The sequence below is a fragment of the Actinoplanes oryzae genome (assembly GCF_030757795.1).
GTDB lineage: Bacteria > Actinomycetota > Actinomycetes > Mycobacteriales > Micromonosporaceae > Actinoplanes.
In genome coordinates this window covers 21414-32129 of record NZ_JAUQWH010000101.1, presented here as the reverse complement: position 1 = coordinate 32129, position 10716 = coordinate 21414, and the positions used below count along the sequence as shown (strand labels likewise).

Sequence of the window (10716 nt, the reverse complement as noted above, 5' to 3'; positions counted from 1 at the left end):
CGATGGCGCACCCGCCGATGCCCGGGATGCCGCAACAGTGGGACCAGGTGCAGCAGAACCTCATGCGGGTCGGCATGCCGGAGGAGCTGGCCGCCCAGATCACCGGCGGCGACACGTACGCCGGCGTGCTGAGCGTGCTCGCCGCCCGCCCCTCCGCCCCCGGCGTGCCGGACGCGCCCGGCGAGATCCTGGTGCTCGCCGGGGATCTCGACCACTCGTTGCCGATCGGCCGCAAGCTGTGCGAGCAGGCCGGGCTGGACCAGTCGCACCTGCTGCTCGGCGGCCCGAGCGCGGCCGGCACCGGCCTGCACTCCTCGCGCATCCTGGGCGACCCCGAGGCGGCGAAGGCGAAGGCCGAGAAGCTGCAGAACGCCGACCACGCCTGGATCGTGCTGGTGGACGCGACGGTGGGCCGCACCGATCCGATCAGGATCGAGGACATGTGCTCGGCGCTCGGCGCGACCGCGCTGTGGGCGGTGGTCGACGCCACCCGCAAGACCGCGGACACCGCCCGGCACCTGCGCACCCTCGGCGACGTCGAGGCGCTCGTGGTGCACAACGTGGACATCACGTCGGACCCGGCGACCGTGCTGGGGCTCGACTATCCGATCGTCTCGCTGGACGGCAAGCCGGCCAGCCCGCACTCCTGGGCCGCGATGCTGTGTGCCCGGATCGCGTCCGACGTGGCCCCGATGCCCGCCCTGCCCCGCCGGCCGCGCCGGGGGTAACCGGTGATCCGCCCGTCCGTCCTGCTGTTCGCGCTGCTGATCACCGCGCCGGCGCTGTACCGGTACGTGCTCGACGAGATCGACATCACGCAGGTGCTGATCCGGTTCCTGATCGCCGTGCCGGTCGCCGCGATCCTGCTGGCCGGGCTGCGCTTCGTGACGGCGGGCTACGGCAAGAAGGAGGAGCCGGGCATCCCGGTGACCCCGGAGCCCGTTGACCCGGACGGCAAGGAGTCCCCGGCCGCTTAGGCGGCCGGGGACTCAGGCACTGGCGATCAGCTGGCGCAGCTGGGCCCACGCCTGCTCGGCCGAGACCTTCTCGTCGAGCCCCTGCTGCAGGAACGCGAGGATCTGCGGCCAGACGGCCGTCGCGCGGTCCGCCTCGGGGTTGGTCCCCGGCACGTACGCGCCGATCTCCACCAGCTCGCGCACCTCCCGGTGCGCGGCCATCATCCGGCGCAGCTCGGTGGCGTCCGCCTTCTGCTCCTTGGTGGTGATCTTGTTGGCCACCCGGGAGATCGAGTCGAGGGCCTGGATGCTCGGGAAGTGGCCGGCCGTGGCCAGCTTGCGGTCCAGCACGATGTGGCCGTCCAGGATGGACCGGGCCGCGTCGGCGATGGGCTCGTTGTGGTCGTCGCCCTCGACCAGGACGGTGTAGAGGCCGGTGATGCTGCCGCGGGCGCCGGGCCCGGCCCGTTCCAGCAGGGAGGCCAGCATGGCGAAGACCGACGGCGGATAGCCGCGGGTGGCCGGCGGCTCGCCGACCGAGAGGCCGACCTCGCGCTGGGCCATGGCGGCGCGGGTGACGCTGTCCATCAGCATGAGGACGTCCTGGCCCTCGTCGCGGAAGTACTCGGCGATGCGCGTGGCCACGATCGGCGCCCGGAGGCGGACCAGCGGCGGGGTGTCCGAGGTGGCGATCACCACCACCGAGCGGGCCAGGCCCTCGGGGCCCAGGTCGTGCTCGATGAACTCGCGCACCTCCCGGCCGCGCTCGCCGACCAGGGCGACGACGTTGAGCTCCGCCGTGGTGCCGCGCGTGATCATGGACATCAAGGTGCTCTTGCCGACACCTGATCCGGCGAAGATGCCGATGCGCTGACCGCGGCCGCACGGGACCAATGTGTCCAGCACCCGTACGCCCAGCGGCATCGGCGCGTCGACCAGCTGGCGCTCCATGGCCGACGGCGGCGCGGCCTCGATGCTCACCATCTCGCCGCGCAGGGGAGGTCCGCCGTCCATCGGCCGGCCGAGCCCGTCGAGGATGCGCCCGCGCAGGTCGGGGCCGACGGCGACGCGCAGCGGCCCGCCGGTGGAGGTGACCGGGGTGCCCGTGCCGAGGCCGGCGATCGGGCCCAGGGGCAGGCAGGAGAGGCGCTCGCCGTCGAGGGCGGCCACCTCCGCCAGGACGGCGTCGTCGCCCTCGCCCATCTGCAGCAGGTCGCCGACCCGGGCGTCCAGGCCGCTCACGGTGACCCGCAGGCCGACCGCCCCGGTGACCTTGCCCCGGCTCAGCGGCTGCGCGGCGGCCAGCGCGGCGTTGATGCGGTTGCGGAAGACGTCGGTCACAGCCGCAGGGCCTCCTTCGCTCGCTGCACGGCGGCGGCGATGGACGCGTCCACGGTCGTCGTGCCGGTCTCGGCCACGGCGTCGCCCGGGCGCAGGCCCGGGTCGGGACGCAGGTGCACCGGCCGCCCTTCGTAGTCGTAGTCGGCGTCGGTCGCCGTGCCGACCAGGTTGCGGAAGTCCTCCGGGTGCAGGCTGACCACGATCTCGCCCTGCTCCGGCGCGGCGTTCATGGCCCGGCGCAGCGCTGCGGCGGCCCGGCCCTCGGCGTCGTCCAGCGCCCGGCCGACGATGGCCTCGGCCAGCTCGAAGGCGTGCGCCAGCACGGCCTCCTGCAGCTCGTGCAAGGTGGGCATGAGCTGCGACTCCAGCCCGGTCACCGCCCGGCCGAGCGCGTTGATCGACTGGTTGAGCGCGACCGCCCGGCGCTGCTCGTGCGCCGCTTCCACGGCCCGCACGCGCTCGGCCGCGGCTTCCGCTTCGACGGCGGCCGCCCGCTGGCCCTGGGCCCACCCTTCGGCATAGCCCGCTGTACGGGCCTCCTGCTTGGCCCGCTCCACCGGTGCGCTGTCCATCGGCACCCCGCGGCGCAGGTCGACGCCGAAGGAGGCGACCGCGGCCGACTGTGCCGTGGAGCCCCGCAGCACGGGGCGTTCCTCAGGCGACGAGCTCATCGGCCTCGCCACCGCGCTGGATCTCGATCTGGCCGGAGTCCTCGAGCGAGCGGATCACCGACACGATCTTCTGCTGGGCCTCCTCGACCATCTTCAGCTTGACCGGGCCCATGAGGTCCATCTCCTCGAGGAGGTTCTCGCGGCCGCGCTCGGACAGGTTGCCGGTGACCTTGTTGCGGACCTCCTCGTTGACGCCCTTGAGCGCGAGGGCGAGGTCGGAGGGCTCGACCTGGCGCAGCACCAGCTGCACGGCACGGTCGTCGAGGCTGGTGATGTCCTCGAACATGAACATCCGCCGGCGGATCTCCTCGGCGATCTCCGGGTTGCGCGCCTCCAGGGCCTCGAGGATGAGGCGCTCGGTGGTGCGGTCCGCCCGGTTGATGATGTCGACCAGCGGGTCGAGGCCGCCGACCGTGGACAGCTCGTCGGGCTGCAGCACGGTGGAGAGCTTGCGCTGCAGGGCCAGCTCGACCTGCCGGATGACGTCCGGCGATGTACGGTCCATGACCGCGATCCGGTGCGCGACGTCCGACTGCACCTCCGGGGCGAGCCCGGACAGGATCGAGGACGCCAGCGCCGACGGGATGTGGGCGAGGACCAGCGCGATCGTCTGCGGGTGCTCGTACTGCACGTACGAGAGCAGTTGCCGGGGGTCCGCGTGGCTCAGGAAGTTGAACGGCATGTCCGTCATCGACGCCTGCAGCCGGTCCAGGATCAGCTGGGCGCGCTCGGTGCCGAGGGAGGCCTCAAGCAGCTCCCGCGCATAGGCCATGCCGCCCGCGCCGGCGTGCTTGGTGGTCGCCAGCGCGTAGAACTCGTCGATGACGTCGACCACGACCTCCGGCTCGAGCTTGCCGAGGCGGGCGATCTCCGCCGACAGCTCCTCGACCTCGGTCTCGCTCATGTTGGCGAGGACCCGGGTCGAGTACTCCTTGCCCATCCGCACCAGCAGGATGGCGGCTTTCCGCAGGCCGGTCATGGAGTTCGTGCTGAGAGCCGGGCTGGTCAATGCGGTTCCTCCCTGAACCTAGGTCGGCTGTGGCAGATCAGCGGCCGGCGCCGAGCCAGCCGCGCAGCAGGGCGGCCATCTCCTCGGGCTGGTCCTCGACCATCTGCTCGATCTCGCGCTGCCGCTCCTCCAGCGCCTCGTGGGTGGCGTTCGCCGCCTCGATCGCGGGGTTGGGGATGGCGGCGTTGAGCTGGGCGAGCCGCTGCTGCTCCAGGGCCGCCTGCATCTCCTCCAGGTGCTGCAGCTCGGCCGGGGTCAGCGACTTGCGCTTCTTCTGCTTCCGGCTCCAGCGCCAGGCCAGGAAGATCAGGAAGAGCACGACCAGGGCCATGGCCGCGGTCTTGATCAGCGAGGTCTGCTTGGCGGCGGTCTCCGCGGCGGTCGCCTGGGCGAGCGCGTCCTTCGCGGCCGTGGCGGCGCTGGTGTCGAAGGGCATCGCGCTCACGGCGATGGTGTCGCCCCGGGTCGCGTCGATGCCCGCCGCGGCGCTGACCAGCTGCTGCACGTCGGCCTGGTTCACCGCGCCGGCGGTCGTGGCGTCGAGCAGCACCGACACGCTGAGCCGGTCGATCTTGCCGGGGGCCGCGTTGCTGACCTGCGTGGTCTCGTTGACCGCGTTGTTGCGGGTGGTGCTGGTGTTCTCGTACTGACCGGTCCCGGTGGAGCTGGTCGTGCCGTTGGGCACCTGGATGTTGTCCGGGCCCAGCACGCCGCCGCTCCCGGTGCCGTTGCCGTTGTACGCCTCCCGGCTGATGCTCTCGGCCAGCGCGGCGACCGACGGATCCGAGGTGTACGTCTTCGTGGTCGTCTGGGTGTCGTCGAAGTTGAGCTCGGCGGTGGTCGTGACGACGGAGTGACCCGGTCCGACCACGGCGTCCAGCATGTTCTGCAGCGAGGTGTTGAGCCTGTTCTGGAACTGGACGGTCGGCGAGTCGTCGCCGCTGCCGCTGCCGCTCGCCAGGGCCTGCCCCCCGCCGGCGGACAGGATCTTGCCGTCCGCCCCGGCCACGGTCACCTGCTTCGGGTCGAGACCCTCGACGCTCGAGGCGACCAGGTTGACGATCGCCTGCACCTGCTCGTTGCTCAGCGGCTGGCTGGCCGAGGACTGCACCAGCACCGAGGCGGTCGTCTTGTTCTGGTCGTCGGCGAAGACGTCCTTCTGCGGCATGACCAGGTGCACGGTCGCCGCCTCGACGCCGTCGATCGACTTGATGGTGTTGGACAGCTCGCCCTCGAGCGCGCGCTGATAGTTCGTGTGCTGCATGAAGTCGCTGGTGGTGATGCCCTGCTGGTCCAGCAGCGCGTAACCGGTGTCGGACTCGCCGGGCAGCCCCTCGCCGGACAGCTGCAGCCGCAGGTCGTACACCTGGTCCTGCGGCACCATGATCGTGCCGCCGCCGTTCGCCAGCTCGTAGGGGGTGCCGGTCTTCTGCAGCGACTCGACGATCGCGCTGGCGTCCTTGCTCGACAGGTTGCTGAACAGCGGCGAGTACGCCGGCTTGGCGGCCCAGGTCGCGAAGAAGTACCCGCCGATGGCGAGCGCGAGGACGGCCGCGATCGTGACGGCCTTCTGTCCGGGGGTGAAGGACTTGAACGTGTCGCCGACCTTGCGGACCGGCGCGGGGAGACGGTCCGTCATGTCAGGCCTGCATCCTCATGATCTCCTGGAACGCCTCGACGGCCTTGTTCCGGATGGCCATGGTGAGCTGGAGGCCGAGGGCGGCCTCGGTGGAAGCCATGGTGTACTGCGCCGGGTCCTGCAGCGTGCCGTTCGCCACCTGGACGGCCAGGTCGCCGGCCTTCGACTGGGCGGTCTGCACGCTCTCGAGACCCTTGGACAGCATGCTGGCGAAGTCGCTGTTCGGTCCGGTGGCGGCCGCGGCGCCGGTGGCGGCCGAGGCCCCCGACACGCCGCTGAGACCCTGGACGGCGCTGAGGCCGCTCACCGCGCTGAGCCCGCTGATGGGAGAGGTCATGATCAGGCCTTCCCGAGGTTGATGGCGGCCTGGTACGACTCGCGGGCCCGGTCGACGACCGACAGGTTCGCCTGGTACGCGCGCTGGGCCATCATCAGCTGGGCCATCTGGCTGCCGAGGTCGATGTCGGGGCGCCGGACGTAGCCCTCGGTGTCGGCCAGCGGGTTGTCCGGCTCGTAGGCGAGCCGGCCCTCCGCGTTGCCGTAGGCGATGCCGCCGACCTGGGCCCCGTTGCCGTCCTGCGCCTCCTGGGCCACGACGTAGCGGGCCTGGAAGGCGCTCTCGGAGGTGCGGCTGACGTTGTCGATGTTGGCGATGTTGTCGGAGACCGCGTCCAGCCACTTGCGGTAGACGGTGACGCCGCTGCCCGCCACGCCGATCGCGTTGAACGTGCTCATCAGGCCCCCTTGATGGCTTCGCGGATGAGGCTGTACTTGCCGTCCAGAGCGCGGATCGTCAGCTGGTAGCGCATCGTCGTGTCGATGTGCGAGAGCGTCTCCTCGTCGAGGTTGACGTTGCTGCCGTTCAGGCGCGTCGGCTCCAGCGAGTTCTGCACGCTGGGCGTGACCCCGGCGGGCGACTGCCCGTGCGCGACGGCGCTGCTCAGCGCCTCCTCGAACTTGACCTTACGGGCCTGGTATCCGGGCGTCTCGATGTTGGAGATGTTGTTCGCGATGGCGTTCTGCCGGGCGGACAGGCCGGCGACCGCGACGCGGAGCGAAGAAGATGCGACGTCGTCGAACACGACGGGTTCCTTCCGGTGGTGCCAGGTCGCCGTTCCGTGGCGGTCCCGTGAGCAGTCCGTTGCTCGTACCCTCAGGTTCGGCCTGGTTGCGATTTCGCTGAGCCGCTGGCGGTTGCCGGACGGTTGCACGAAAAAACCCGGGACCCCCTCGCGGGGATCCCGGGTCACTACATCGCGCAGTCCAGATACACCGGCCGTTTGACGGCCTCGCCGGTCTCGATCCGGCCGGTCATCGCCTGCTGGGCGCGGGTCGCCGTGAGCCGCCGCGCGATCTCCTTCGCCGCGGCCAGCTGGCGGGTGAGGATCTCGTCAGCCCGGGGCCTGAGCTCCAGCGGCAGCGCACCGAGGTGCTGCGGCGGCTGCCACGGGTCGGCGGCCGGCGTCTCGGCCAGCCGCCGCTCGTCGGCGAGCATCAGCTCGACCGCGGCCACGTCCATCTCGAGCTCGTCGAGCGCGGCGGTCCAGGCGTCACGCCACTCTTCGGTCACGCTGTCCCCATCCCGCTCACGAGTCCCTGGTGTGTCGTCAGGCCACGGACGCCGGCCCGGCCGCCGCGGCGGAGGCCGCCTCCCGCCACGCGTCGCGCAGCGGCTCGACGAACCCCCGGCACACCTTCACCCGTTCCGGGTCGCGGGCGATGTTCGCCCCGATCAGCTCGGTGAGCAGGTAGCCGTAGAGGTTGGCCAGGCCCGGGGCGCCGGACCAGGCGTTGACGTCGAGCGTGGTACGCAGCTCGAGGATGATCTCCTGCGCGTGGCCGAGCTTGTCGTTGGCCACTTCCCGGCTGCCGTTACGCAGGGCGTCCTCGCCCTGGGTCAGGTCCATCACGAGGCGGTCGTAGAGCATCACCAGGAGCTTGCCGGGCGAGGCGGTGGCGATGGAGTCCTGGAGGTAACGGTTCAGCTGCGGTGAGGTCATCGGGTCCCTTTGCTCAGGAATGGGCGGATTCCATGGGCGGTCAGGTCAGGTGGTGCACCGGGCCGGCGGCGGTGGCGGCCCGGTCTTACTCATCAGTTCGGTTGCGTGGCTGGTTCCCTGATTGCAAAGCGGGTGCGGCGGGCGGGCCGCACGCCGGATCAGCCGAGGCTGGCGATCTGGCCCGAGAGCCAGGTGCCCTGGGACTGCAGCTTGCCGAGGGCGGTCTCCAGGTCCGAGTACTGCTTCGTGAGGGCCACCTTCTTCGCGGCGAGCCGGACGTCCCAGTTGTCGATCTGCAGGTTCAGCGAGTCGATGTTGTTCTTGCGGCCGGTGATGCTGTTGGTGACGTTGGTGATCTGGGTGTTGGCGACGGTGCGGAAGCTGTCGCCCAGCGCGATGCCGGCCTGCTTGATCGCCGTCGGGTCGGCGTTGTAGGCGGCGGTGAACTTGGTCTCGTCGAAGGTCAGCTGGCCGCTGCGGTCGAGCTCGATGCCGAACTTGCTGAGCGAGCCGAAGTTGACCACGTTGGCGGCCTTGTCGGCGGCGATGTCCGCGGCGGAGGCGGTCTTCGCGTCCGGGGCGGCCGGCGCGCCGTCCTTGCGGTAGGTCAGCCCCTGGCTGACCGTGCTCAGGATCGTCTGGCTCATCTGGCGGACCATGAAGTCACCGGTGAGCGGGGAGCTCGCCTTGGTGGCGGCGTCGTACTTGGTCTGGTTGGTGACCTCGGTCAGCGCCGCGTTGGCCGCGTCGACCAGGCCCTTGAACTTGGCCGCCATGCCCGAGACGTCGGACTCGGAGTTGAGCGTGACGCCGGTCTCCTTCTTGCTGACCGTCAGCGTCACGCCGGCCATCAGCCCGGTGAAGGTGTTGGTGCTGCTGGTGACGCTGTAGCCGCCCTCGGCGTCGGCGCCGCCGACCTGCAGCTTGGCGTTGGTGGCGGCGCTGGTCGCGAGCGAGACGCCGTCCAGGCCGGTGATGGTGAAGCCGTTGTCCGTGCCCGTCTTGGAGCTGACGAACTGCAGGATGTTCTCGCTGCCGCCGGTGGTGACGACGGAGGCCTTGACGCCCGTGACGCCGGCCTTGGCGAGCGCGTCGGCGATGCCCTTGGCGGACTTGTCGTCGCCGAGGCTGACGGTGACCTCGTCGGCCGTACCCACCTTGACCTTGAACTCGGACGCGGTGGTCACGTTGCCGGAGGACGCGACGCGGGCGGTGGTGGACTGGCCCTTGGCGAGCTCGACGACGTCGAAGGTCAGGCTGCCGGTCGCGGTGTTGGTGCCGCCGACCGCGGTCGCCGTCACGGAGGCCGAGGTGGTGGTGGGCTTGACGCCGCGCCAGGTCGACAGGGCGCTGACGTCGGCCGCGGCGTTCTTGAGCGCCACCAGCTTGGAGTTGACCGACTGGTAGGACGAGACGACGGTTTCGGCGGCGGAGACCTTGTTCTTGAGCCGGGTCTGGGTCGCGCCTTCCACCTGCATCAGCGAGCTGATGATGGACGTGGTGTCGAGACCGCTGGCGAGTCCGGAGACGGAACTGGTCACGGGTCACCTGCTTTCCTGCGGGGCACTGAAACGCGAAGCGGGGGTAGCCGGCGCCGTCTGCCAGCTACCCCCGACTATTCGGTTGTCAGCGATATTCGGTTAGGACCTGTGGGTTGCGGTTCGGTTAGCGCAGCAGCGACAGAACGTTCTGCGAGGCCTGGTTGGCCTGCGACAGCATCGAGGTGCCGGCCTGGGTCAGGATCTGGTTGCGGGTGAAGGCGACCATCTCCTGGGCCATGTCGGTGTCACGGATGCGCGACTCCGACGCGGACAGGTTCTCGACCGAGACGTTCAGGTTGTTGATCGTGTGCTCGAACCGGTTCTGGTACGCACCGAGGGTCGCCCGGGTGTCCGAAACCGACGTGATCGCCTTGTCAAGCGCCTCGATCGCCTTGTCCGCGCCGCCCTCGGCGGTGAGGTCGAGGGTGTTGGTGCCCAGCGACTTCGAGCTGACCGAGCCGATGGAGATGCTCATCGTCTCGCCGCTGTTGGCGCCGACCTGGAACTGGCCGCTGTTGGCCTTCGGGTCCGCGGTGCTGGTCGTGCCGGTGACGCCGACCGCGGCCAGGCCGCCGGTGTCGTTGACCGAGAAGCCCTTCGAGCCGCTCAGGCTGAAGGAAGCACCGCTACCGTCGGCAGCGACCTCGGCGCTGACGCTGACCTCGTTGCCCGTGAAGCCCTGGCCGGCGGCCGGGCCACCCGGGGTCTGGTCGGTCAGGGCGGTCTTGATGGCCTTGTTCATCGCGTCCGCGACGTCCTTGGCCGACGCGCCCGCCGGGATGTTGGCGCTCACCGTGATCGGGTTGGCGGACAGGTCCTTGTCGCCGATCTTGGTGATCTCGAAGGTCTGGGTGCCGGTCGGCATCGTCTGCACCTTCGAGGCGCTGTCGATCTTGTTGCCGTTGCCGAAGGAGCCGTCGAGCAGCTTCGACTTGCCGAACGAGGTCGTGTTGCTGATCCGGTCGAGCTCCTCGTTGAGCTGGCCGAACTCCTTCTGCGCCGCGGCCTTGGCCTCGGCGTCGTTGGAGCCACCGTTGGCGGCCTGGACGGACAGGTCACGCATGCGCTGCAGGATCGAGGTGGTCTCGTTGAGCGCACCCTCAGCGGTCTGCGCGACCGAGATGCCGTCCTGGGCGTTGCGGACAGCCTGCTTGAGACCGCCCACCTGCGAGCGCAGGCCCTCGGAGATCGAGAGGCCGGCCGCGTCGTCCGCCGCCCGGTTGATGCGGAAACCACTGGACAGCTTCTCCAGCGACTTCGACATCTGGTTGTCCGTGACGGACAGGTTCCGGTAGGCGTTCTGGGCGGCGATGTTCTGGTTGATGCGAAGACCCATGGTGTTTTCCTCCTTGATTCGGGTCCGTACCGGCTCATCCGTGAACCGTTGGCGTTGCGCCGGTCTGATCGGCGGCCGTCCGCCGGTCATGAGAAGTGTGCGAAAAAATCTCGGGCTTTTCGGGTGAAAGGCAAAAACCGCTCCCGCTACCTGCCGGAAACCCCTCAGAGACCAACTACTGATGCCGACCTGTCCGGATGAGCGATTCCCTACGGAAAGAGGA

At 70.0% G+C, this 10716-nt stretch carries 12 protein-coding genes and 1 pseudogene; 2 read left to right on the top strand and 11 right to left on the bottom strand.

Annotated features, from left to right (window positions below; all coding sequences use genetic code 11):
- Window positions 1-728: pseudogene (locus RBH18_RS27960) on the top strand (hypothetical protein); the annotation flags it as partial.
- Window positions 729-731: 3 nt separating this feature from the next.
- Window positions 732-977, top strand: coding sequence for a hypothetical protein (locus tag RBH18_RS27955; RefSeq protein WP_306213002.1), 246 nt, complete (start codon window positions 732-734; stop codon window positions 975-977).
- Between the two features lie 12 nt (window positions 978-989).
- On the opposite strand, the gene RBH18_RS27950 is transcribed toward RBH18_RS27955, so the two are convergent.
- The 11 genes from RBH18_RS27950 to RBH18_RS27900 all read right to left on the bottom strand — a co-directional run bounded on the left by RBH18_RS27950 (window position 990) and on the right by RBH18_RS27900 (window position 10493).
- Window positions 990-2297 carry a FliI/YscN family ATPase gene (locus RBH18_RS27950; protein WP_306213000.1) on the bottom strand — a complete coding sequence of 436 codons (1308 nt, stop codon included), beginning with the start codon at window positions 2295-2297 and terminating at the stop codon, window positions 990-992.
- Window positions 2294-2968, bottom strand: coding sequence for a FliH/SctL family protein (locus RBH18_RS27945; protein WP_306212998.1), 675 nt, complete (start codon window positions 2966-2968; stop codon window positions 2294-2296). The genes RBH18_RS27950 and RBH18_RS27945 overlap by 4 nt, the downstream gene beginning before the upstream one ends.
- Window positions 2952-3977, bottom strand: coding sequence for a flagellar motor switch protein FliG (fliG, locus tag RBH18_RS27940; protein WP_306212996.1), 1026 nt, complete (start codon window positions 3975-3977; stop codon window positions 2952-2954). The genes RBH18_RS27945 and fliG overlap by 17 nt, the downstream gene beginning before the upstream one ends.
- Window positions 3978-4014: 37 nt before the next feature.
- Complete coding sequence (gene fliF, locus RBH18_RS27935) at window positions 4015-5616, bottom strand: flagellar basal-body MS-ring/collar protein FliF (protein WP_306212995.1); 1602 nt, start codon at window positions 5614-5616, stop codon at window positions 4015-4017.
- Between the two features lies 1 nt (window position 5617).
- The gene (locus RBH18_RS27930) at window positions 5618-5953 is read right to left on the bottom strand and encodes a flagellar hook-basal body complex protein FliE (protein WP_306212993.1); all 336 of its coding nucleotides are present in this window, start codon (window positions 5951-5953) and stop codon (window positions 5618-5620) included.
- Between the two features lie 2 nt (window positions 5954-5955).
- Complete coding sequence (locus RBH18_RS27925) at window positions 5956-6351, bottom strand: flagellar basal body rod protein FlgC (RefSeq protein ID WP_306212991.1); 396 nt, start codon at window positions 6349-6351, stop codon at window positions 5956-5958.
- Window positions 6351-6698: a flagellar basal body rod protein FlgB gene (locus RBH18_RS27920; protein ID WP_306212989.1), complete on the bottom strand. Its 348-nt coding sequence runs from the start codon at window positions 6696-6698 to the stop codon at window positions 6351-6353. Before RBH18_RS27920 ends, RBH18_RS27925 begins: the two co-directional genes overlap by 1 nt.
- A 167-nt stretch (window positions 6699-6865) precedes the next feature.
- Window positions 6866-7186 carry a hypothetical protein gene (locus tag RBH18_RS27915; protein WP_306212987.1) on the bottom strand — a complete coding sequence of 107 codons (321 nt, stop codon included), beginning with the start codon at window positions 7184-7186 and terminating at the stop codon, window positions 6866-6868.
- A gap of 37 nt (window positions 7187-7223) precedes the next feature.
- On the bottom strand, window positions 7224-7616 hold the full coding sequence (gene fliS / locus RBH18_RS27910; protein ID WP_306212984.1) for a flagellar export chaperone FliS: 393 nt from the start codon (window positions 7614-7616) through the stop codon (window positions 7224-7226).
- A gap of 158 nt (window positions 7617-7774) precedes the next feature.
- Window positions 7775-9157: a flagellar filament capping protein FliD gene (gene fliD / locus RBH18_RS27905; protein WP_306212982.1), complete on the bottom strand. Its 1383-nt coding sequence runs from the start codon at window positions 9155-9157 to the stop codon at window positions 7775-7777.
- A 124-nt stretch (window positions 9158-9281) separates the two neighbouring features.
- A complete protein-coding gene (locus tag RBH18_RS27900) occupies window positions 9282-10493 on the bottom strand; it encodes a flagellin N-terminal helical domain-containing protein (protein ID WP_306212980.1) in 1212 nt (403 codons plus the stop codon).
- Window positions 10494-10716 lie beyond the last annotated feature (223 nt).